The following is a 23,226-nucleotide window of genomic DNA, read 5'->3' on the forward strand; positions in this document are numbered from 1 at the left end:
TATTGGCCTTCTGGCGTGATACCAAGGCGGGCGAACAGTTCCAGATCTGTATTCTGCAACGGATTGGACGTGGTCAGCAGTTTTTCCCCATAAAAAATACTGTTGGCACCGGCCATAAAGCACATGGCCTGCATTTCATCACTCATCGCTTCGCGTCCGGCGGACAGACGCACATAAGACGCTGGCATCAAAAGGCGCGCCACAGCAATGGTGCGAATAAAATCGAACGGGTCCATCTGGCCCTCACCATAAAGCGGGGTGCCTTCGACCTGGACCAGCATATTGATCGGCACACTGCCCGGATGGGTCGGCAGATTGGCCAGGGTCTGCAACATGCCCGCCCGGTCTTCCTTCGTCTCGCCCATGCCGACGATGCCGCCGCTGCAGACATTAATGCCGGCGCCGCGAACATTTTCCAGCGTATTGAGGCGGTCCTCATAGGTGCGGGTGGTGATGATCTCTTTATAATATTCAGGTGAGCTGTCGACATTATGGTTATAATAATCAAGTCCGGCTTTCTTCAGGGCCGCCGCCTGATCCGCGTCCAGCATGCCCAATGTCATGCAGGATTCGAGACCCAGATCCTTGACCCCCTTGATCATGTCGGTGACCGCCGCCATATCGCGGCCTTTCGGGCTGCGCCAGGCCGCGCCCATGCAATAACGGGTGGCGCCATTGGCCTTGGCGTTGCGCGCCCCTTCGAGCACTTTTTCCACCGCCATCAGGCGTTCCGCGTCCACATCGGTCTGATAACGCGACGATTGCGGGCAATATTTACAATCTTCCGGGCAACCGCCGGTCTTGATGCTGCAAAGCTGCGACAACTGAATCCGGTTCGGATCGAAATATTCCCGGTGCACGGTTTGCGCCTGAAACAACAGATCCATCAAGGGCAGGTCGAAAAAGGCCAGGATTTCACGCTTGGTCCAGTTATGACGAAAACCATCCGCATAAGGGGTCTGCGGCTCGGCGGCGACAGCCGTTTTCTCAGAGTCAACAGCCGAAACATTTAACGAGGACATGAGCGCTCCACTTCACTGAAAATAATCAAATTCTGCCGCACCTTTCCTCAAGGTTACCGAAGAGTCAAGTTTTTTGCTCTTTGATTGACAGATACGATACTATAGCATTATGCATAAGCCGGAACCAAGCGAAGCTTTTCGCCGCCTCGACAGGGCCGCGATATCATCAGGATGCCATCATGAAATCACTCGACATCTTTGCGGCAGATAAACTCGCCCCTTTGGTCGAACAGGGCCTGAAACGTGAAATCACCGTGACGGATCGTTGGGCGGCGGGACAGGCCAGACGCGCGGGACGACCCCTGCTGTCCTTTTGCTGCAATGACTATCTTGATTTCACCCATCACCCCAAAGTCAAACAGGCCGCCAAGGATGCTATTGACCGCTACGGCGCCGGCGCCGGCGCCTCACGCCTGATCACCGGCAATCATCCCCTGATCGCCGAACTGGAAAGAAGACTGGCCGCGCTGAAGGGTACGGAAGACGCCTGCCTGTTCAGTTCCGGATATCTCGCCAACATCGGCATTATCCCGACACTGGTGAGTAAGGATGATGTGATTTTCCTCGATGAACTCAGTCACGCCTGTCTGCGGGCCGGCAGTAGCCTCGCCGCCAGTACAACCTACACGTTTCGTCACAATGATTTGAATCATTTACAAGAATTAATTTTTAAGAATCGGAAAAACCACCCCCGGGCCCTGATCGTTACCGACGGTGTTTTCAGCATGGATGGTGATCTGGCCCCGCTGGATCAGCTGGCCCAGTTGGCGCGGGAAACCGATTGCTGGCTAATGACTGATGACGCTCACGGCATCGGGGTGATCGGCGCCGGTCGCGGCAGCCGCCATGCCTTTGATCCACCGCCCGCCATCCCGCTGCAGATGGGCACCCTGTCCAAAGGCATCGGCAGTTTCGGAGGCTATCTCTGCGCCAGCAAACCGGTGATCGACCTGATGAAAACACGGGCCCGCAGTCTGATTTACACCACCGCCTTGCCCCCGGCCAGCGTCGCAGCGGCCCTTGCCGCGCTTGATATCATCGAAACCGATCCCGTCTATTGCCAGCGCCCCTTGCAGAACGCCAAACATTTTACAGACAGCCTTGGCCTGCCAGCCCCCGAAAGCCCGATCGTACCGATCATCATCGGCCCGACCGACAAAACCATGCGGCATGCAAAATCGCTCGAAGAGAACGGATTCCTCGTCACCGGCATCCGGCCCCCAACGGTTTCTGTTGGTACCGCACGCCTGCGGTTCACCTTCTCTGCCGCTCACAAAGAGAGAGAAATCAACGCTTTAACTGACAGCATTCGCAGACTCGGTATAGTTTAGTTTCTTCAGGAAATCACATATGACCAAGGTTATCTTTATTGGCGGCACCGGCACAGACATTGGCAAAACTTACGTGACCTGCCTGCTGCTGCGCCAATTGCGCACACAGGGATTTTCCGCCCGCGCCATCAAGCCTGTCATCAGCGGCTTCGATGCAAATGATATCGCGTCCTCAGACAGCGGCCAGATCCTCATGGCCATGGAGCAAGACCTAACGCTTGAAAATATAAAGAGAATTTCACCGTGGCGCTATAAAGATCCCTTGCCACCGCATATTGCCGCCGCAGACGCCGGAGAGGTAATTTCCGGCGATGACCTTCTCGACTTCTGCAACAGCCAGGCCGCAGAAGACCTTGATTATCTTCTGATTGAGGGCGTGGGGGGCATAATGGTGCCTCTCAACTATAACGAGACGATGCTGGACATCCTTCAGCGCCTGGGCACCCCCTGCCTCCTGGTGACCGGATCTTACCTCGGTACGATCAGCCACACCATGACGGCCATCTCCTGCCTGGATCAAAAAAATGTTCCTTTGGCCGGTCTGGTAATTTCCGAGTCGTTTCAAAATTATATAAATTTTGATCTGATTCTGGGTGATTTCACGAAAATGTTACCAAATATTTTAATAAAAAATATTGCCCGAAATGATTGCTCAACAGACCTGACCACATTGATCAAAGACGGCTCTTGAAACCGGCACATTTTGCCGCCGCGGAAAGCTTTTCCCCCTCCATTCCCCTCTCAGAAAATGTGAAATTTCAATCATATATAGGACTTAGTTACTTGGCGTAGCTTTTGCATAGTGAAAGTCAGTGCACAACGACAGCAACCTGACAGGAGTATGACATGAACCCGCAAGTGACCAAAAGTTCATATGAGAGCAGCACTTCCACCGATGAAGAACATTCATTCTTAGAACTGGTTGCAGAAATGCGCGCGCTTGATATGGACCCGCAGCCAATTTTGAGAACGGCGGCCCATGATATTTGGCAACGTTATGGCAACGAAGTCCTTGCATATACAAAAACTATGCTGGATCAAATGATTTTGATCAAAAATAAAAACGGAATCTATCTCTGGGGAGAGTTGCATAATATTTTGGCCAGCCAAATTTGCCCGGACTATATTACCGTCCACTAAAATTTCAGTTGTTTTTCCGCCCAATAAATCCTAAGCTCATTCTCATAGGTTGTAATCTATTGGAATCCCTTGAAAGGTCATTTCCATGACCTTTCATCTGCCTGACTGCCTCGGTGATGCTGAAAAAGCCTCATCGAGGCTTTTTTTTGGACTCTTTCCAGAAAAACCGGAAACGCCCCAAAATCCCTAGCCAATATTCGCAAGCCACGGCATCGCTTCAATCAAGTAAAAGCCAAGATTTTGCAAAGACCCGGTAAAAATCGCCACCCCGGTCACAATCAGCAATGCCCCGATAATATACTCCACCACCCGCATATGCCGCCGCAGACGCGCCGATGTCGCCAGGAAGCGATTGATCGCCACCGATGCCAGAATAAAGGGCACCCCGAGCCCCAATGAATAAACCGCCAGTAGCGCCACCCCTTGCGAGAAATGTTCCTGGGTCGCGGCCAGGGTCAGGATGGTGGCCAGAATAGGGCCGATACAGGGCGTCCAGCCAAAGGCAAACGCCAGCCCGATGACATAGGCCCCGATCAGGCCTTTCTGTTCGCCCTGGGTCTGGAAACGGGCTTCTTTATACAGGAAGGATAACCGGATCAGACCGGTAAAATGCACCCCGAGGATCACAATCATCACACCGGAAATTTTGGCGAAAACATCCTTGTAATCCTGCAGAACCCCCTGAATGGAAGACGCCCCGGCGCCAAGCGCGATAAATACAGTGGAAAAACCGAGCACAAAAGCCAGAGCCGGCCAGAACATGGCCCATTTATCAATATTATCACGATCCTGCATATCCTGATAACTGTTGCCGGTAATAAAACAAATATAGGCCGGCACCAATGGTAAGACACAAGGTGACAAAAAACTGAACATGCCGCTCAACAGAGCGACCAGATATGAGACGTCGATATTTTCCATGCGTTGTTTTTAACGTGCCGGCCCAAAAGCGCAAGACTCTTTATATCACATTAGCGTTATACACTCATTTTACGTGAAACAAACCCGCTGAACCACCCCGCAAACAGCGCCACAAGAATGGCGACAATACCATAATAGGCCGGATGGCTGTGGGCAAAGTTATAAATCACCCGTTCCAGTCCGGTTTTACCCACTTCCAGTGGCGCCTTTTCATGCAGCAAAATCTCGCCGCCGCGCGCCAGATAAATATCAACTTTATAGTCGCCCACGGGCATATTGGCCGGGAAATGCAAAACCGCCCGAAATAATATTTCATCCAGCAGGCTAATCAGGCCTTCCTGCTCGATATAAAGATCCTTGGCCTTCATATTGCGGACAAAACCGGCGCGATAGGCCTCTCCCTCTCTCTCGCTCAGCTCCTGCTCAAAACTCACATTCAAACGATCCAGACCCAACTGATACCCCTTCAGGATCGGTTCGGGCAGAATATGTTCCAATGGCCGGGTAGACGTCAGCGCATAATAACCGGGTATATCCTTGACCGTCCTGGCGTTCTTGTTCACCCAGATCGGTCCCGCCATGCCTTTCCGGCGAATGACCATATCGTGGCGTTCGCTTTGCACAACAACGATCACATCATAATCCATGCCCTCAATCGCTACACCATGCCCGCCATCGCCTTGGGGAATAGCCCTCTCAATGGCGCCAAAAATCAGTAGCTCCGTACCGGAAAACTGAGACGTGATTTCAATGGTATGATCCGACAGGTCCGCGACCATACGTTCCGCCAGGGCGCGTTCAGGCCCGGCAACCGTGATACAGGCCACGCCTACAATCAAGAGAATAAGGGAATGAAATCTGGTCAATGGGCAACCTCCACCGGAAAGACGGAATACAGTTCGTCCGGCTTGACCGCCAGATCATAAGCCATTTTGGCGCAGACCACCAACACCAGTAAGGCCAGCAGAATCCGCAGCTGTTCACCCTTCAGTTTCAGCCCGACCCGGGCGCCAATCTGGGCCCCGATCACCGCCCCGATCAGAAGAATAAGCGCCAAAACCACATCCACCGTCTGGGTATTGACCGAATGCAGGAACGTCACGCTGGCAGTTACAAACGTAATTTGAAACAGGGACGTCCCGATCACCACATTAATGGGCATGTTCAGCAGATAGATCATCGCCGGCACCATAATAAAGCCGCCCCCGACCCCCATGATCGCCGCCAGAACTCCTACCAGACCGCCAATAGCAAGCGGCATCAGGACACTGACATACATTTTGGAGGCCCGAAAGCGCATTTTGAACGGCAAGGCATCAACCCAGGTGCGCTGACGCCGCCCCGGCCGGGGTTTCTCCCCGCGACGATTCCGCAGGATCGCCCTGACGCTTTCGACAAACATCATCCCGCCAATGGAGCCGAGGAAAACAACATAAGCCAGGGAGATCATCAGGTCCACCTGACCGGTGGCCTTCAGAACAGTAAATAGCATCGAGCCAAAATAGGACCCGACCGCCCCGCCGGCGATCAGAACCGCCCCCATCTTGTAATCAATCCCGCCCCGACGTCCATGCGCCACCGCGCCGGAAACCGACGCCGCCGTAATCTGATTGGCTTCCGTCGCCACCGCCACTGCGGGCGGCACCCCGACGAACATCAGTAACGGTGTCATAAGAAAGCCGCCACCTACCCCAAACATTCCCGATAAAAAGCCAACCCCGCCCCCCATGGCGAGCAGCACAAAAATGTTGATCGAAATTTCAGCTATCGGCAGGTAAATCTGCATGTGTGATACACTTCAGTCTTCTGAATTACAAAACAGGCCCAAAAACCCTTACGGTTGCGGGCGAAGCCCTTTGAACAAATCTTAACCAGTTTTCTGCTATATTAATACTGATTTCTTGAATATTTCTTTAATTCCACGGCATATTTTGTTACTTTAAACGATCGTTTTAATTTTAGTTGACCTTTACGTAAAGGTTAACTAGCATGTCTATAACGATTCGGGGCGATTCCACCGGTACAGAATGACCAGACCACCGCCCCTGAACTGAACCTTTTTAACCTTTAAACGCGCCGTGACCTGTAAGAAACACCGATGACCAAGAAAAGCTACAGCATTTCAGAATTATCCGAAGAGTTCGGCATCACGCCGCGCACTCTGCGCTATTACGAAGACCAGAACCTCCTTGCCCCGCAACGTCAGGGCCAAACCCGTATTTATTCCGCCGCCGACAGGGCTCGTCTGATCTGGATCATGCGCGGAAAACGGGTTGGTTTCAGCATCACCGAAATCAGCGAAGTGCTCGACATGTATTACGCGGAAGGCGGCAAGGAAGAACAATGCCGCATCACGATTACCGCCTGTAAAGACCGCATCAAAAGCCTTGAAGAACAAAGAAAAGACATTGACGACACCATTAATGAGCTCAACCACCTTATCAAGACGGTTGGCGCTTATGTGGAAGACAATTACCCCCCTAAACCGGAGACATAAACCATGCCCACTTATTCAGCCCCCGTTAAAGACATCAAATTCTTGCTTCATGAGTATTTCAATCTCCAGCAATACAATAATCTGCCGTCCTTCGCCGAAGCCACGCCCGACCTGATCGACGCGATTCTGGAAGAAGCCGCCAAGGTAACGGAAAATGTCTTCCAGCCGCTCAATCTGCCGGGCGATGAACAGGGCTGCCGCCTCGAAAACGGCAAGGTCATCACCCCGGACGGCTTCAAGGAAGCCTATAACCAGTATGTCGAGGGCGGCTGGCAGGGACTGACCGGCGATCCGGAATATGGTGGACAGGGCATGCCGCAAACATTGGGCCTGGTGCTCAACGAACTGATGGTTTCCGCCAACTGGGGCTTCGCCATGTATCCGGGACTGACCAAGGGCGCGACCGAATCAATCCATACCTGGGGCACCGAAGAACAGAAACAGAAATATCTGCCGAAAATGTATGCCGCCGAATGGTCAGGCACCATGAATTTGACCGAACCCCATTGCGGCACCGACCTTGGCCTGCTGCGCACCAAGGCAGAGCCCAATGACGACGGCAGCTATAAAATTTCCGGCACCAAGATTTTCATCTCCGCCGGCGATCATGATCTGACCGAAAATGTCATTCATCTGGTGCTGGCGAAAATTCCCGGCGGTCCGGAAGGCGTCAAAGGCATCAGCCTGTTCATCGTGCCCCGCAACAAGATCAACGACGATGGGTCCATCGGCGACAATAACGGTGTGTCCGTCGGCTCGCTTGAAGAAAAAATGGGCATCCATTCCAACGCCACCTGCGTGATGAATTTTGACGAAGCCGAAGGCTATCTTCTGGGCCAGGAACATAAAGGCATGCGCGCCATGTTCACCATGATGAACGAAGCCCGCCTCGGGGTTGCCATTCAGGGCTACGCCATTGCCGAAGTCGCGCAACAAAACGCCGCCATTTACGCCAACGACCGCATTCAGGGCCGGGCGCTGACCGGGGCGAAAAATCCGGACGCCAAGGCCGACCCGATTATCGTTCATCCTGACGTGCGTCGCATGCTGATGACCAACCGGGCCTTTATCGAAGGCGCCCGCGCCATGGCCATCTGGGCCGGCATCCAGGTTGACATTACCCGTCAACACCCGGACGAAGCCGCCAAGAACAAGGCCGAAGAACTGCTGGCGCTGATTACACCGGTGCTAAAATCCTACATGACCGATCAGGGGGTAGAGGCCGCAAGCCGCGCTCTGCAATGTTTCGGCGGTCACGGATATATTCGGGAATGGGGGATGGAACAATTCCTGCGCGACAGCCGCATCGCCCCGATTTATGAAGGTACCAACGGCATTCAGGCCATGGACCTGATCGGTCGCAAGCTGCCGGCCAATGGCGGAGCGGCGATCCGCGCCTATTTCGAAATGATACAGACTTTCATTGACGCCAATAAAGACAATGACGCCATGGGCACATATATTCCCCTGCTGGAAAAAGCTCTGGGCCGTTTGCAGGCCGCCAGCATGTGGCTGATGCAAAATGGCATGGCCAACCCGGATAACGCCGGGGCGGCGGCGCATTATTACCTGAACCTGATGGCTCTGGTGACCATGGGGTATTTCTGGGCCGACATGGCGCGGAAGGCACGGGAAATGCTGGACGCCGGTGAAGGCGACACCACCTTCCTGAATAACAAACTGACCACTGCCGATTTCTTCTTTCATCATATCCTGCCGGAAACATCGGCCCTGAAAGTAAAAATAGAAGCCGGCGCCGACAGCGTTATGGGATTGGACGCGGGTGCTTTTTAAGCCCGCGCGACAATTGAGACACAGAGGAACAAGACCAAAGGACTTATATAATGACTGATGCTTATATTTTTGATCACGTCCGGAGCCCGCGCGGCAAGGGCAAGAAGGATGGCAGCCTGCATGAGGTGACCCCGGTCAAACTCTATGCCCAGATGCTGGGGGCTTTGAAAGATCGTAATGGTTTCGATCCCGAAATAATTTCCGATGTGGTCACCGGCTGTGTCACCGGCGTGGGGGAACAAGGCGGCGATATCGGTCGTTTCTCCGCCATTATGGCCGGATATGGCAACGGGGTGCCGGGCCTGCACGTCAATCGTTTCTGCGCCTCCGCCCTGGTGGCGGTCAATTATGCCGCCGCCCGCGTTATGGCCGGGCAGGCCGACATGATGATCGGCGGCGGGGTCGAAAGCATGTCCCGGGTCCAGATGGGTTTTGACGGCGGCGCATGGATTTTTGATCCCCAGGTCTCCAATGAAGTCGGTTTTGTCCTGCAAGGAATCAGCGCCGACCTGATCGCCACCAAATACGGCTTTAGTCGCGAAGAATGCGATGCCTACGCCATTCTGAGCCAGAAACGCGCCAAGACCGCCTGGGATCAGGGCCATTTCGCCAAATCAGTCATTCCTGTGAAAGACAAACTTGGCCTGACCCTGCTTGACCATGACGAATATATGCGACCCGACACGACCCTTGAGGACCTCGCCAAACTGAAAGCCTCCTTCACCGATATGGGACAACTGGGCTTTGACAGTGTGGCGCTGCAAAAATACCCCGAGATTGAGAAAATGTCTCATGTCCACCATGCGGGCAATTCCAGCGGCATCGTCGACGGTGCTTCCGGCATGCTGATCGGGACAAAGGAAATGGGTGAGAAACTCGGCCTGAAACCCCGCGCCAGAATGATTGGCTTTGCCGATATCGGCATTGATCCGACCATCATGCTGTCCGGCCCGGCTCAATCGGCGCGCACGGCCCTCGATCGCGCCGGCATGGCGGTCAGCGATGTCGATGTCTGGGAAATCAATGAAGCCTTCGCCTCGGTCGTTCTGCGCTTCTGTCAGGAACTGGATCTCGGTACCGAACAGGTCAATGTCAATGGCGGCGCCATCGCCATGGGCCATCCCCTTGGGGCTACGGGCGCGATGATCCTCGGCACCGCTTTGGATGAAATGGAGCGCGCCGACAAATCCACCGGCCTCGCGTCACTCTGTGTCGCCGGCGGCATGGCCACTGCAACCATCATTGAACGCGTCTAAGAAGGAACACCCCATGACCAACACAATCAAATATGAACTTGATGCCGACGGCATCGCTCTGTTGACCATTGACGTTCCGGAAAAATCCATGAATGTCATCACAGCCGGAATGATGGAAGACCTGGAAAAACTTATCCCGCAAATCGCGCAGGACGACGCCGTCAAAGGCGCGGTGATTACCTCTGGCAAGACGGGATCTTTCGTTGCCGGCGCCGACCTCACCATGCTGCTTGAGATGTCCGACATGGTCAAAACCGCCCCGCGGGAAGACCTGTTTCAGGCCGCCTACCGGATGAACAAACTCCTGCGGGACATGGAAACCTGCGGCAAACCCTTTGCCGCCGCCATCAATGGCCTCGCCCTCGGTGGCGGGCTGGAAATCACCCTTGCCTGTCATTACCGGGTCATCGCCGACAACCCCAAAATCAAACTGGGTTTGCCGGAAATCATGGTCGGTCTGTTGCCCGGCGGCGGCGGGACACAACGTCTGCCGCGCCTGATGGGCATTCAAATGGCGCTGCCTTATCTCTTGCAAGGCAAGAATATGACTCCGGCCCAGGCGAAAATGAATAATGTCGTCCATGACGTCGTTCCGGAAGCCGACCTGATATCCACCGCCAGGAAATGGATTCTCGACGGCGGCAAGGCGGAACAGCCCTGGGACCAGAAGCGTTTCAAAATCCCCGGCGGTCAAGGTGTCTTTGACCCCAATATCGTGCAGACCTTTGTCGGCGCCCCGGCAATGACCAAGAAAGAAACCAAGGGCAATTATCCAGCTACCCTGAATATTCTGTCCAGTGTTTACGAGGGCCACCAACTGCCCATGGACACCGCCCTGAAAGTCGAAAGCAAATATTTCACCGACCTCTTGCTCGGCGATGTGGCGCCCAACATGATCCGCACCTTGTTTGTCAATAAACAGGCGGCGGAAAAAGGCATCCGTCGTCCCAAAGACATCCCGCCACAGAAAACCAAAAAGCTTGGCATGCTCGGGGCCGGCATGATGGGAGCTGGCATCGCCTATGTCTCCGCCATGGCCGGGATAGAGGTGATCCTGATCGACATGACCCAGGAGGCGGCAGAGAAAGGAAAATCCTATTCTGCTGACCTGTTGGCCAAAGGAATCAAACGCAAAAAAGTGACCCAGGAAAAGGCCGACGGTATTTTAAGCCTGATCACACCCACCACTGATTATGCCGCGCTTGAAGGCTGCGACCTGATCATTGAAGCGGTCCTCGAAGATGTCAAGGTCAAGGCGGAGGTCACCGCCAAGACCGAGGCCGTGGTGCCGGAAAGCTGTATTTACGGCTCCAACACCTCGACCCTGCCGATCACTCAACTGGCGAAAGCATCCGCCCGCGAAGATCAGTTTATCGGCATCCATTTCTTCTCCCCTGTCGACAAAATGCCGCTGGTAGAGATTATCATGGGCGAGAAAACCGGTGATCTTGCGCTCGCCAAGGCATTGGATTATGTCGCCCAGATCCGCAAGACTCCGATCGTGGTCAATGACAGCCGCGGCTTTTATACCAGCCGTTGTTTCTCTACCTACGTCATGGAGGCGATTAATATGCTGGCCGAAGGCGTCGCCCCGGCCCTGATCGAAAATTGCGGTGCTTATGGTGGCATGGCGGTCGGCCCCTTCACCGTCAGCGACGAGGTCAGTCTGGAACTCAGCTATCATGTGGGCCAGGCCACCAAAAAAGGGCTCGGCGATGCGTATGTGCCTCAGGCCGCCGACGCTGTGGTCGAAAAAATGTATCTTGAGCTTGGCCGCAAGGGCAAGAAAAACCGTAAAGGTTTCTTCGACTATCCGGAAGATGGTGAAAAATCTCTGTGGCCCGGCCTGGCGGAACATTTCCCCCCGTGCGCCGATCAGCCCAGCCCGGAAGAAGTCACCAAGCGCCTGTTCTACCGTCAGGCCCTGGAAGTCATCCGTTGCTATGAAGAAGGCGTTCTGCTTGCCCCGGAAGATGCCGATATCGGCGCCATTTTCGGCTGGGGCTTCGCCCCCTGGACCGGCGGCCCCCTCAGCATGATTGATACCATTGGCGTGCAGAAATTCACTGCCGAATGCCAAGCTCTGGCCGAACGGTTCGGGCCCAATTTCACGCCACCAAAAATGCTGCTGGACAAGGCTGAAAAAGGCGAAAACTTTTACGCCTAAGTCTGATTAAACCACTACAGAAGGCCGGTCCCGCTGGGACCGGCCTTCTGGTTTCTCCCGGAAGTCCGCCTCTCGTCCTTAACGCTACCTGTTCATTAATGATATTGTGTAACAAGTCGTTCTTTGATACCTTACGCTTTATACATAAAAAATCAGGGCTTCTATCATGAACATCTCCACTTCTCTATCGCGTCAGTATATCGTTGCGGCAGTAACCGCGCTTTTTCTCGGTCTCTTTTCCCATCCTGCCCTTGCCGACTGGCAGCTGGATGCGGACAATTCTCACCTCTCCTACGGGTCCATCAAGAAAAACAGCATCGGCGAAAGCAATCACTTCCAGAAAATTGACGGCCGGATCAACGAAGACGGAGACATCACCCTGGTGATCGACCTGGCCAGCGTCGAAACCTGGGTCGATATTCGCAATACGCGCATGATGAAATTTCTCTTCAATACCGAGGAATTCGCCGTCGCGACCTTGTCCGGTCAAGTCGACATGGACTCCTTCAATAACCTTGAAGTCGGCGAGAAGGTCACCCTCGACGTGGCCTTCAGTCTCAACCTCCACGGCAGCCAACAACCGCTTGAAGCAGAACTTGTGGTCCTGCGTCTGGCCAAAGACAAAGTCGTCGTCCTGCCCCATGAGATAATTTTTCTCGATGCCGAGAAATTTGGTTTACTTCCCGGCCTGAAAAAGTTACAGGAACTGGCGAAGTTACCGTCAATCAGCAGCGCGGTTCCTCTTGCGTTTTACTTAACATTTAATCACACCCCTTAAGTCACCTATAAAAGAGCCTTAATACATGCCCCGTTCTTCTCACATTACATTGGCGGCCATCACCGCCGGTCTTCTCCTCACAGCCACGCCGGCCACGGCCCAGGTATCTCCCGATATCATGAATTTACTGATCATTGCCTCGCAAAAGGACAATGGCGCCCATCTTGACATGGTCATGGACATGGCGATTGCCGCCAAACCCGATGCCGAACAAGACATTCGGGCCCTGGTCGCCAATTTGCGTCAGAAAATGCCGGCCGTTGAGGAAACACCCGTTGTCGCTGAACAGGCGGTAGAAGGCAAAACAATCGTGGTCAAGGAACATACACCGGAACAGGCCGACAGCGCCCCCGCACCGGAAGCCGTCACGACCACACCCGGATTTTTCAGTCTCGCTGGCTGGGACGGGGAAGTGGAACTCAACATCCTGCATTCCACAGGTAACACGCGGCAGCAATCTTTTGGCCTCGGCGGTAAACTGGAACGGGAAAGCGGTAAATTCCACCACACCATATCCAGTTATTTTAACCTGAACAAAAACAGCGGCGTCAAAGACAAGCAAAACTGGGGCACGTCCTATAAGCTGGATTACAGTTTCGGTGAGAAGATTTATGTCACCAGCTTTGCCGGCTATGAAAATGATCAGTTCGGGGCTTTCCGGGAACGGATCACCACCTCGCTCGGTCTCGGTTACCCCTTCATCGAAAAAGATGATTACAGCTGGAAGCTGGAAGGTGGCCCGAGCATTCTGTTCACCAAGGAAGAAAATGGCGACAGCTACGACAGCAGCTTTAACGGCTTTGCCAGCAGCATCTTCAAGTGGACCATCAATGAACGCAGCAACCTCAACAACACCACCAGCTTTTATTTCGGCAACAAGACCGTCATCGAAAGCAAATCGGCGTTAAAGGTCAAAATCAATGGCGCGTTGAGCAGCAAGTTTTCTTACGAAATCCGCTATGATCAGGATGCTCCTGTGGACCGCGAAAAAACCGATACCGTCGCCCGTGTCGGCCTGCTGTATGATTTCTAGGCGTTTTTGATAACAGCCCCCATAACAAAAGCCCCTCCATTCTTATGGAGGGGCTTTTTTCATTCAGTTATAATGATGACTTCTGTCGTCATCAGAAAGACAGGTTTTACGCGTTGCGTTTGCGGTCCATGCTCCAAAGGCGATCAAAGTTACCGCCAGACGCAAGATGCAGAACACTGGCGTCAACCCAGCCCTTGGTCATCCAGTCTTTCAGAACGTCAGCCTCTATAGCGTCAAATTTCTCACGCTCCAGGGCCTTAAACCCGTTCACATTGGCTTTAACTTCATCACCGGCATTGAAAGAAATCTCTTTTTCTTCCAGAAGGCCTGCTTCATCAATAGCTCTACAGTAATCGTTGCTGGCTTCCAGATGCTGCTGGAAAGTACGCGTGAACTCGACAATATTCTTGAGAGTATCTGTCGCTTCACCTTTGTCGAACAACGCCTGGTCACCTTTTTCTCCGAGGAAGTCAGATGTATCATCGAAACAAATCACAGGTTCAGCTTCTTCATTTTGCCGTGCAACGAAAAAAGGATACCGCCGGATGTACGCAGGAATATAGGTATCCGCTGCCCAGCTTCCTTTGTCATCGACAAATAGATTCTGTTCTGACCGAATGCCCAGAACAGCCAACATAACGCCGGGCGTATCGGCAGGAAACACCACCGGGTAATGTTTAATGATCATCGGCAATTCCTGTATCACGATTGGAACTGCATTGACTTTCGCCGCAAAGCTAAAATTCTGTCCATTGATCATGTGCAGATCTTTGTGCACATCGGTCATCAACGGCACCAGATTATTGTACAGCGTTGGCATCACCGGTTTTGGTTGTTCAGTTTCAGTTTTCTTGTCTTTTGCCATTATGTTCTTTCTACTTTTAGTTTATCCCAGTGCTAAATTTTTTAGGCTCGAGAATTTTCAGGTTGTTTTCGGGTGATTACATATAAGCCCTGGGTCGCCAGAAGATTGACCAGAAAAAGACTTATGAAGGGCATCCGAGACCCTTTAGCATTAATCGCCATGGACTGTTCCACATCAATATCCAGCTGTCCACATAAATTGACGAAATCGCGGATTGTGCAGAAATGAATATTCGGCGTCGCATACCAGGGATAATCCAGCGTCTTGTTCACCGGCATGGTGCCCAGCAAGCCCAGATTGGCGCGCACCTTCCAGTGCCCGAAGTTGGGGAAGGACACCACGGCCTTTTTCCCCACCCGCAACAACTGTTCCAGCATACGGTCCGGACGCTGCATGGCCTGCAGGGTCTGGCTCAGGATCACATAATCAAAACAGTCATCCGGATAATAGGCGATATCTTCTTCCGCATTGCCCTGAATCACCGACAGCCCCTTGGCGACCGAGCGGTTGACCCCTTCGGCGCTGAGTTCAATACCTCGGCCATCGACATTTTTTTCCTGTATCAGATAATCCAGCAGACTGCCATCGCCGCAACCCACATCAAGTACAGTTGAACCCGCCGGAATCATCCGGGCAATTTCCAGCAGATCGACGCGAATGTCTGACGCTCTTGTTTTTGTCGGTGTCATCAGCTGTTCACCCCTATGGACCGGGCTTCCGACTGCAGAAAGCCTGCGACCATATCATTCATCTCCGGACAGTCGAGGAGGAAGCTGTCATGACCCTTGTCCATATCAATATTGGCAAAACTCACCCGTGCGCCCACCGCATTCAACGAGCGGACGATATGACGACTTTCCTCCGTCGTATAAAGCCAGTCAGAAGTAAAAGAGATCACGCAGAAGCGGGTTTTCGTCTCCCGGAAGGCTTCCGCCAAAACCCCGTCATAAGGCGCGCTCAGATCATAATAATCCATCGCCCGGGTGATATAGAGATAACTGTTGGCGTCGAAACGATCGACAAAAGAAATGCCCTGATGACGCAGATAGCTCTCGATCTGGAAATCTGCATCAAAGCCAAAGGCCACCTTGTCCCGGTCCTGCAAGTTGCGGCCAAAACGGCTGGTCAGACCCGATTCCGACATATAGGTGATATGGGCCGCCATGCGCGCCACCGCCAGACCCGCATGGGGCGGTTCCGCCCGGGGATCGTCCATATAACGACCATGGGCCCAGTTGACGTCGGCCATAATCGCCTGACGTCCCACTTCATGAAAGGCAATATTCTGCGCTGAATGCCGCCAGGTGGTGGCGATGGCGACCACTGTCTTCACCCGGTCCGGGTAGGCCGCCGCCCATTGCAGGGTCTGCATGCCGCCCATGGATCCACCAATGACAGAAAATAACGTGTCAATCCCGAGATGATCGAGCAACAATGCCTGGGCCCGCACCATATCGCCCAAGGTGATTACGGGGAAATCCGGACCGTAGGCCTTGCCGGTGATCGGGTTGAGCGAAGCGGGACCAGTGGTGCCGGCGCAAGACCCCAGCACATTGCTGCAAATGATATAATAGCGGTCGGTATCCACCGGCTTGCCCGGCCCGACCATATTTTCCCACCAGCCGCCCTTGCCGGTAATCGGATTTGTGCCACAGACATAATGATCCCCGGTCAGCGCGTGGCAGATCAGGATGGCATTGCTTTTATCGGCATTCAGACGGCCCCAGGTTTTATAGGCAACCTCGATCGCGCCCAGCATCTCGCCGGAATCAAGCACAAGCGGATTGCCCTCGCCCAATGTCACCACATCGGCAAAGTTTTCAACGTCGGTCTCCCCGGAGGGAGAAGATACGGGTTGTTCAGTCATAAACGATCAACAAATCCACCAAAAATTACAGGAGGCCACCATAATGAAAAATAGACAAAAAGACAGCTGAAAAAGTCATTTTGCGCAGTTTTCGGTGGTGAAATCCCGCCAACCGGTGTAGATCATTAATAAATACACAAAGCCACAACAAATAAATTCAGGAATATGTCATGACCGGACCCGAACCACGTCCGTGGATTAAACAGCTCGACGTCTATGTCGGCGGCAAGTCGAAAACCGATGGCACCGTCAAATGCGTCAAGCTCTCCTCTAACGAAAGCGCCCTCGGCACCAGCCCGAAAGCCCTGGACGCTTACCATGCCGAGGCGAAAAACCTGCACCGTTATCCAGACGCGTCCTATCATGACCTGCGGGCGGCCCTTGCCGCAAAATACGACATTGAGGCCGAACAAATCCTCTGCGGCATTGGCTCTGACGAGGTTCTCAAACTCGCCTGTCGCGCCTATCTCGCCCCGGGGGACGAAGTGATCTATCCCCGGCACAGTTTCATGATGTACCCCATCGCCGCCGCCTCTTACGGCGGGGTTCCGATTGAGGTCGATGACGTGGATTATACCGCCAATGTCGACAACATGCTGGCGGCGGTGACCGACCGCACCCGCATCGTTTTTCTCGCCAACCCCAACAATCCGACAGGCACCGTTCTGTCATCTGGCGAGGTTGAACGGCTGTGGCGCGGATTGCCCGACCATGTTTTGCTGGTTATCGACGGCGCCTATGCGGAATTCATCGAGAACGAGGACTACCAGGATGGAATCGCCCTGGTGAAAAAATCCAAGAACGTGTTGATGACACGCACCTTTTCAAAGCTCTACGGTCTCGCGGCCCTCCGGCTCGGCTGGGGGTATAGCTGCCCGGAAGTAGCGCAAATCCTCGACAGCATTCGCGACCCCTTCAATGTACCTTCGGCGACACAGGTCGCCGGTGTCGCCGCCATACAGGATAGCGAATTTGAAACCCGCGCCCGGAAATACAACAGCACATGGCGGGCCTATTTGCGGGCGGAATTGATCGCTCTCGGCCTCGACCCCGTCCCCAGTGCAGCCAACTTTATCCTGATCCGCTTCCCGGATACGGCCCGAAAATCAGCCGAAGCCGCCAATGACTTTCTCTTGTCCCACGGTTATATCCTGAGGTGGTTGCCTGGACAGGGACTCCAGGATTGCCTGCGCCTGACCGTCGGAACAGAAGAAGAGAATAAGGCGGTAATTCAGCTGCTGCGCGACTTTATGGAACAAGACACATGACGGATTTTGCGCAGATTACCCTGATTGGCATGGGACTGATCGGCTCGTCTCTGGCCCGCGCCATCCGCAGTCACGGTCTGAAAACACGGCTGGTGGGCTGTGACAGCAATCCGCAACATGTGGCAGAGGCCCGCGCCTTGAATCTGGTTGACCAGATAACCAGTGATCCGATCGACGCGGTCAAAAGCGCCGATCTGGTGATCCTCGCCACCCCGGTAGGCAGTTACGCCGACCTCGGCGCGCGCCTGTGTCCGGTGATGAAACCCGGCGCCATTCTCAGTGATGTGGGCTCGGTCAAGGCCAGCGTGGTCAAAACCCTGCAGCCCCTGATGCGGGACGATTGCCACCTGATTCCGGGACACCCCGTGGCCGGGACTGAACAATCTGGCCCCAAAGCCGGCTTTTCCACATTATTTGACGGCCGCTGGTGCATTCTCACTCCGCCGGAAAATACCGCTCCTGAAAAGGTCCGTGCGTTGGAAAAATTCTGGCAGGCCATCGGCAGCACCGTGGAATGCATGACCCCGGACCATCATGACATGGTTCTGGCGATCACCAGCCACCTGCCCCATCTGATTGCCTATAATATTGTCGGCACCGCCCGGCATCTGGAAGAAGTCACCAAATCGGAAGTGATCAAATATTCCGCTGGCGGTTTCCGTGATTTCACCCGTATCGCCGCCTCTGACCCGACCATGTGGCGGGACGTCTTCCTCAACAACAAGGACGCCGTGCTGGAAATGCTGGGTCGGTTTACCGAGGATCTGACCGCGCTGCAGCGCTCCATCCGCTACGATGAAGGCGACAAGCTGTTCGACCTGTTCGACCGCACCCGCCGTATCCGCAAACAGATCATCGACGCCGGTCAGGATGAAGATGTGCCGGACTTTGGCCGTCACACAGATGATATCCCCGACTAACGCAGCACCGGGCTCAATTCCGCCACAGGGATCGGCCCGAGAAACAAAAGACCATTCTGCAAACTGACCGGCAGATCGAGAACGGCCGTGCCCGCATGGGGCCCGGTTTCTTCCATATGACTCATTTTCTTGAGTTCCACCAATATCTGTTTGCCCGGTTCCTGCTTAAATGCGTCATGGCCGGACAGTACCTTGATAATGTGATCCACGCCGTGAATCTTGGCCGAAAACGCCCCGAGCGGCATCATGTTCTGGTCCAGACTGGTTTCGCCTGACAGGTCCATATCCATAACGCCGGAAGTAATTTCCACGGTCTTGACCGCCAGTGTTCCGCCGTCATCACGCCATTTCTTCAAAGATTCCACATTATACTGCGGCATCTCCTTGCCATGAATGGCAATATCCACTGTCACCAGATTGGCTTTTTTGCCAAAAGTACCAACCGGGACCTCCAGCGCCACCACATCGGCGGCTTCCATATACATTTTGGCCTGAAGCGGTAATTCCATACTGCTGCCGCTTACCGCTGTCTCTGGCAGGATAAAGTGCAGTTTTACCTGCCCGGCCTGTGATGTCGGACCTGTCTTGGGAAATTTACCCGCCGCCCAGGTCACCTTATTGAGAACAAAAGACGCCCGGTTAAGTTTGCGGCTCATGATATCCACCATCACAGAGGCCCGGGTCGGCCCGAAAGAGATCATAAAATCAGGATTGCGCCGCCCACCGATGCGCATGGTTCCGCCTTCACTGACGATAACCCCGTGATTGATTTTCCATGGAAACGCCACCAGGGTGACCAGCGGTGTTGTCATCGTGATCGTCTTTTGCTTGTTTCCGGTTTTAAGCACCTTCAGGTCTTTCAGCGCCAGCTCCATACGATAGGGAAAACCGCTGATATCAAGGTCACCATATTTGATGCTTACACCCTGGTTTCTTTGCTGGTTCACCATGGCCTCAATCTGATCTTCGACCTCCCCGGCCATATAATGCCAGAAGACCGTATACCCCAGGACCACCCCACCGATCACCAACCCCAGAAGTTTCAAGCGCATGTTATATTTCCTTACAGGCCCCGGAAGACCCTAGATTCAATCTCTGAATGCCGGACAGTAAATCAGGCGGCTTTCCTGTCGGGCAGTAAATTCAGGCTGGCGTCTTCAATATTTTCTTCCAGCTGCGCCATAAATGCGTCTTTTGACAGCCCGGTAGGGATCGCCGGCAGGAACTCGATCACGAAGTGGCCCTTTTTCAGCGCCCCGCGCCGCGGCCAGTAAAGCCCCGTGTTCAGGGCCACCGGAATCACCGGAACTTTCAAATGTTTATAGACCCCGAAGATACCGGACAGATAGGGATGTTTCTCGCCCGGCACCGCCCGACTGCCTTCCGGGAAGATAATCACGGACCGGCCCTGTTCGATCTCCTGACGGCTCCGTTGCAGCATTTCCCGCATGGATTTCAGCCCCATATCCCGATCAATGGGGATATTGCCCACCTTGGCGCATACCCGTCCATACAGGGGGATATTTAACAATTCCTTCTTCATGATAAAAGTGGGATCATCCAGCACGGTATGCATCACAAAAGTATCAAGCATTGACTGATGTTTGACGGCATAGATCACCGGCTGCGGGGCGATATTCTCCCGACCCCGGACCTCCATCTTCAATCCCTGAACCACGGCAAGCAGACGACGGACGCTATAGCTCCAGAATGTCTGAAACTTCATATGCCAGTGACGGGGCACGCCCGGAATATAAAGCAATGGCGCCCACACCAGGCAGGCCAGTCCACCCCAGACATAAAATATCATTAAAAAAACTGAAGACCGTAGACGCGACACCGCATTCCACCTTTTGATTATTTTTCCGAATTCGAATTCACTTCAGCTTCCGACAGGAGGGCTGAGGTGCTACCCATATGGACATTTTCCGCGCCAAAATCAAGTAGCCAATACCAAATGCTACTGGCCAGATATTTACTGTACTCCCGCACCAGCGACATAAAGCGGATATTTTCCGGCCGCCATTGTCCCACCGGATGCGACACCATGGCCAAATGCGGCATGACCCGTCTCATTTCCAGCAACGTGCGCGGCATATGCTCCAACGAGGTAACCACCCGAATGGAGGTCAGTTTCCGGCGCGCGACCCAGGCGGCAATTTCTTCCGCATTGCCCACCGTGTTGCGCGCCTGCTTCCCGCTTTCAATGCAACACTCGGCCAGACTATCCGGCACCCCGAGCACGCCAATCAGTTCCGCCGTCGTCACCTTGACATTCACCCCGGAAATAAACAACCGCGCCGCCAGGCCTTCCTGCAACAAGCGGGCGGATTCCCGCAAACGGTCCTTGCCCCCGGTCAGCACCACGATGCCATCGGTTTTCTGATTATCCGGCGGGGCCACCTGCGACAGGCCGTAGATGTAATAAAAAAAACCGCCCGTCCACACCACGGCCACCAGCAAGATAAGATAAGACAATGTTTTCAGGATAAATCTGATCATCAGCGCTATACCATCCGACCCAGGTCTCTCAGAACCGTTATCCGGGCTGTCAGCATGGAGATCAGGGCGGCAAATAACGGAATAACCAGAAGCGCGGCACTTTCCATTACCGGGAGTTCCGGGGTTTTCACCAAACCGGACGCCACGTCCCGTGACAGATAAATCAAAGACACCAACGTGATAAAGGCCAGCACCAGCCCGATAATACCGCCCGTCAGACCATATTTCATAAACCGGTTCTGGTAGGCGCGGGCGATCATATGGTCATGGGCGCCCAGATGGTGAATGATCGAAATTGTGTCGCGATGTTCCGCCATACCCGCCTTGGTGCCAAAAATTACAATGCAGATCGTCGCGAGAATCACCAAAATCAAAATACCCAGCGCGGTATATTCCACCGTATCCATCAACCGCAGAAAACGGCCAAGCCATTTCTGATGATCATCAAGACTGATGTCCGGGGATATCTGCTGCATCTGCTGACGCAAGGCATCAAGATTGAGAGCGATATCGCGACTGACTGTCACGTCAAGCAACGCCGGAATGGGTAAATCCTCGGCCACGTTGCCCACCCCGAGCCAGGGCTCAAGAAGTTCGTCGATTTCCGCATCACTCAGACGACGCACCGCCTTGATACCGGGTGTTTGTTTCAGCAACGCCGTTACGTCATCGACCATCGCGTCGCGTCGGGTTTTGTCCGCCTGGGTTACCTGGACCGTCAGGCGATTGCTCAGACTTTCTGTCCAGTCGCCAAATCCTTTATGCAGCATCAAACTGCCCATCAACGCCAGGGCGCTCAGATAAACCATCACCGCCATGACATAGGGCAGCAGCCGTGTCGCTTCATGGCTTTTCTCTTCCGGCAGAAATTTCACGATTGCTGTCATGCGCCTTCTCCCGGCCGAATATCCCCGGCAGGCTGGTCCTCCGGCATCGCTTCTGGATCACGGGGACCATATTCCGCCCGGTCCAGCGCACTGTCGCCAAACCCGGTAAAGGCTGCTTCCGGTGGTTCTTCTCCCGGACGCAGGGTATGCAGGCGCCCGTCATGCAGATGCAGACGATCAGCGCCGACCTTTTCCACCAACCCCATATCATGGGTGGCGATCACCGTCGTGGTGCCGAGCTTGTTGAGTTCGACAAACAAATGCATGATGCGTTTGGCGATCGCCGGGTCCACGTTGCCGGTCGGCTCATCCGCCAGCAGCAGATCCGGTCGTTTGATCACCGCGCGGGCAATCGCGACCCGTTGTTTTTCGCCGCCGGATAACGTTGGCGGGCGTGATTTCATGCGGTGCTTGAGCCCGACCCAGGTCAGCAACTCTTCTACATGTTCCTCTATTTCACCGCCCATTCCGCCAGAAATCCACAGCGGCATCGCCACATTCTCCACCGCGGTCAAATGATCAAGAAGCCGGAAATCCTGAAACACCACACCGATTTTACGGCGCAGATTTGGCAGATCCTTTCGGGCGGCGGCCCCCACATCTTCATTAAACATGCGAATGGTGCCCCGGGACGGGCGATGAGCGAGATACATCAGTTTAAGCAACGACGTCTTGCCGGCCCCGCTGGCGCCGGTCAGGAAATGCAAGGAACCGGGTTTCAGGTCAAAGGAAATATCCTTGAGAACTTCAGACCCCATACCATAGCGCATACCGACATTATCAAACTGAATCACAAAACTGCCCCTTCCCGTCTTTCATTTATTTTACGCCGCCAAACCTTTTGCGGATGGGGTCTTCAACAGATTACTCCGGCCTGGATTAGGCATAAACCAGATCGTTTCGCCACCGTGCGTCAGCATAGCAAGGGTGAGCCACCCAACGCAACAGACATTCGCGTCCGTTATCAGATAAAGTCAT

Annotated in this window: 22 protein-coding genes and 1 pseudogene; 11 read left to right on the forward strand and 12 right to left on the reverse strand. The window is 53.9% G+C overall.

Features of this window, described 5'->3' with window-relative positions:
• Positions 1 to 11: 11 nt before the first annotated feature.
• Positions 12 to 1,022 (reverse strand): annotated as a pseudogene (bioB, locus tag FIV45_RS15465) (biotin synthase BioB); the annotation flags it as partial.
• Between the two features lie 179 nt (positions 1,023 to 1,201).
• Here bioB and FIV45_RS15470 point away from each other — a divergent pair.
• The 3 genes from FIV45_RS15470 to FIV45_RS15480 all read left to right on the forward strand — a co-directional run bounded on the left by FIV45_RS15470 (position 1,202) and on the right by FIV45_RS15480 (position 3,493).
• Positions 1,202 to 2,353, forward strand: a complete 1,152-nt coding sequence (locus tag FIV45_RS15470) for an aminotransferase class I/II-fold pyridoxal phosphate-dependent enzyme (RefSeq protein ID WP_099473203.1) — start codon at positions 1,202 to 1,204, stop codon at positions 2,351 to 2,353.
• Positions 2,354 to 2,372: 19 nt separating this feature from the next.
• Positions 2,373 to 3,044 carry a dethiobiotin synthase gene (gene bioD, locus FIV45_RS15475; RefSeq protein WP_099473206.1) on the forward strand — a complete coding sequence of 224 codons (672 nt, stop codon included), beginning with the start codon at positions 2,373 to 2,375 and terminating at the stop codon, positions 3,042 to 3,044.
• Positions 3,045 to 3,199: 155 nt separating this feature from the next.
• Positions 3,200 to 3,493, forward strand: a complete 294-nt coding sequence (locus tag FIV45_RS15480) for a hypothetical protein (protein WP_099473208.1) — start codon at positions 3,200 to 3,202, stop codon at positions 3,491 to 3,493.
• 186 nt (positions 3,494 to 3,679) lie between these two features.
• Here the strand turns inward: FIV45_RS15480 and FIV45_RS15485 are convergent, their stop codons facing one another.
• Genes FIV45_RS15485 through FIV45_RS15495 form a run of 3 tightly spaced genes read right to left on the reverse strand, consistent with a single transcriptional unit; the run spans position 3,680 to position 6,200 of the window.
• Positions 3,680 to 4,414 carry a cytochrome c biogenesis CcdA family protein gene (locus tag FIV45_RS15485; RefSeq protein ID WP_099473211.1) on the reverse strand — a complete coding sequence of 245 codons (735 nt, stop codon included), beginning with the start codon at positions 4,412 to 4,414 and terminating at the stop codon, positions 3,680 to 3,682.
• 56 nt (positions 4,415 to 4,470) lie between these two features.
• Positions 4,471 to 5,280, reverse strand: coding sequence for a TIGR02186 family protein (locus tag FIV45_RS15490; protein ID WP_099473213.1), 810 nt, complete (start codon positions 5,278 to 5,280; stop codon positions 4,471 to 4,473).
• Positions 5,277 to 6,200 carry a sulfite exporter TauE/SafE family protein gene (locus tag FIV45_RS15495; RefSeq protein ID WP_099473215.1) on the reverse strand — a complete coding sequence of 308 codons (924 nt, stop codon included), beginning with the start codon at positions 6,198 to 6,200 and terminating at the stop codon, positions 5,277 to 5,279. The genes FIV45_RS15490 and FIV45_RS15495 overlap by 4 nt, the downstream gene beginning before the upstream one ends.
• Positions 6,201 to 6,512: 312 nt before the next feature.
• Between FIV45_RS15495 and FIV45_RS15500 the strand changes: the two genes are divergently transcribed.
• The 6 genes from FIV45_RS15500 (at position 6,513) to FIV45_RS15525 (ending at position 13,939) form a co-directional block, all read left to right on the forward strand.
• Positions 6,513 to 6,911 (forward strand): MerR family transcriptional regulator, encoded by a 399-nt coding sequence (locus FIV45_RS15500; RefSeq protein WP_099473217.1) that lies wholly within the window; start codon positions 6,513 to 6,515, stop codon positions 6,909 to 6,911.
• Positions 6,912 to 6,914: 3 nt separating this feature from the next.
• Complete coding sequence (locus FIV45_RS15505) at positions 6,915 to 8,705, forward strand: acyl-CoA dehydrogenase C-terminal domain-containing protein (RefSeq protein ID WP_099473219.1); 1,791 nt, start codon at positions 6,915 to 6,917, stop codon at positions 8,703 to 8,705.
• A gap of 50 nt (positions 8,706 to 8,755) precedes the next feature.
• Positions 8,756 to 9,961 (forward strand): acetyl-CoA C-acetyltransferase, encoded by a 1,206-nt coding sequence (locus tag FIV45_RS15510; protein WP_099473220.1) that lies wholly within the window; start codon positions 8,756 to 8,758, stop codon positions 9,959 to 9,961.
• Between the two features lie 13 nt (positions 9,962 to 9,974).
• A complete protein-coding gene (locus FIV45_RS15515) occupies positions 9,975 to 12,128 on the forward strand; it encodes a 3-hydroxyacyl-CoA dehydrogenase NAD-binding domain-containing protein (protein WP_099473222.1) in 2,154 nt (717 codons plus the stop codon).
• A 166-nt stretch (positions 12,129 to 12,294) separates the two neighbouring features.
• On the forward strand, positions 12,295 to 12,906 hold the full coding sequence (locus FIV45_RS15520) for a YceI family protein (RefSeq protein WP_099473224.1): 612 nt from the start codon (positions 12,295 to 12,297) through the stop codon (positions 12,904 to 12,906).
• 25 nt (positions 12,907 to 12,931) lie between these two features.
• A complete protein-coding gene (locus FIV45_RS15525) occupies positions 12,932 to 13,939 on the forward strand; it encodes a DUF481 domain-containing protein (RefSeq protein ID WP_099473226.1) in 1,008 nt (335 codons plus the stop codon).
• Positions 13,940 to 14,045: 106 nt separating this feature from the next.
• On the opposite strand, the gene FIV45_RS15530 is transcribed toward FIV45_RS15525, so the two are convergent.
• The 3 genes from FIV45_RS15530 to metX are packed head-to-tail and all read right to left on the reverse strand — an operon-like array spanning position 14,046 to position 16,671.
• On the reverse strand, positions 14,046 to 14,804 hold the full coding sequence (locus FIV45_RS15530) for a SapC family protein (protein ID WP_099473228.1): 759 nt from the start codon (positions 14,802 to 14,804) through the stop codon (positions 14,046 to 14,048).
• A 41-nt stretch (positions 14,805 to 14,845) separates the two neighbouring features.
• Positions 14,846 to 15,493, reverse strand: a complete 648-nt coding sequence (gene metW / locus FIV45_RS15535) for a methionine biosynthesis protein MetW (RefSeq protein ID WP_099473229.1) — start codon at positions 15,491 to 15,493, stop codon at positions 14,846 to 14,848.
• Complete coding sequence (gene metX, locus FIV45_RS15540; protein ID WP_099473231.1) at positions 15,493 to 16,671, reverse strand: homoserine O-acetyltransferase MetX; 1,179 nt, start codon at positions 16,669 to 16,671, stop codon at positions 15,493 to 15,495. Before metX ends, metW begins: the two co-directional genes overlap by 1 nt.
• Before the next feature lie 170 nt (positions 16,672 to 16,841).
• Between metX and hisC the strand changes: the two genes are divergently transcribed.
• Together hisC and FIV45_RS15550 are read left to right on the forward strand one after the other, a co-directional pair.
• Positions 16,842 to 17,939, forward strand: coding sequence for a histidinol-phosphate transaminase (gene hisC / locus FIV45_RS15545; RefSeq protein ID WP_099473234.1), 1,098 nt, complete (start codon positions 16,842 to 16,844; stop codon positions 17,937 to 17,939).
• On the forward strand, positions 17,936 to 18,859 hold the full coding sequence (locus tag FIV45_RS15550; protein WP_099473236.1) for a prephenate/arogenate dehydrogenase family protein: 924 nt from the start codon (positions 17,936 to 17,938) through the stop codon (positions 18,857 to 18,859). Before hisC ends, FIV45_RS15550 begins: the two co-directional genes overlap by 4 nt.
• Here FIV45_RS15550 and FIV45_RS15555 read toward each other — a convergent pair.
• The 5 genes from FIV45_RS15555 to ftsE form a co-directional block, all read right to left on the reverse strand.
• Entirely contained in the window at positions 18,856 to 19,911 is a 1,056-nt protein-coding gene (locus tag FIV45_RS15555) for a DUF2125 domain-containing protein (RefSeq protein WP_099473238.1), read from the reverse strand. The genes FIV45_RS15550 and FIV45_RS15555 overlap by 4 nt on opposite strands.
• A gap of 62 nt (positions 19,912 to 19,973) precedes the next feature.
• Positions 19,974 to 20,669 (reverse strand): lysophospholipid acyltransferase family protein, encoded by a 696-nt coding sequence (locus FIV45_RS15560; protein ID WP_099473240.1) that lies wholly within the window; start codon positions 20,667 to 20,669, stop codon positions 19,974 to 19,976.
• Between the two features lie 47 nt (positions 20,670 to 20,716).
• Positions 20,717 to 21,361, reverse strand: a complete 645-nt coding sequence (locus tag FIV45_RS15565) for a YdcF family protein (protein WP_099473242.1) — start codon at positions 21,359 to 21,361, stop codon at positions 20,717 to 20,719.
• Between the two features lie 5 nt (positions 21,362 to 21,366).
• The gene (locus FIV45_RS15570) at positions 21,367 to 22,248 is read right to left on the reverse strand and encodes a cell division protein FtsX (protein ID WP_099473244.1); all 882 of its coding nucleotides are present in this window, start codon (positions 22,246 to 22,248) and stop codon (positions 21,367 to 21,369) included.
• The gene (gene ftsE, locus FIV45_RS15575) at positions 22,245 to 23,042 is read right to left on the reverse strand and encodes a cell division ATP-binding protein FtsE (protein WP_099473246.1); all 798 of its coding nucleotides are present in this window, start codon (positions 23,040 to 23,042) and stop codon (positions 22,245 to 22,247) included. The genes FIV45_RS15570 and ftsE overlap by 4 nt, the downstream gene beginning before the upstream one ends.
• Positions 23,043 to 23,226 lie beyond the last annotated feature (184 nt).

This window comes from Paremcibacter congregatus, assembly GCF_006385135.1.
Lineage (GTDB): Bacteria > Pseudomonadota > Alphaproteobacteria > Sphingomonadales > Emcibacteraceae > Paremcibacter > Paremcibacter congregatus.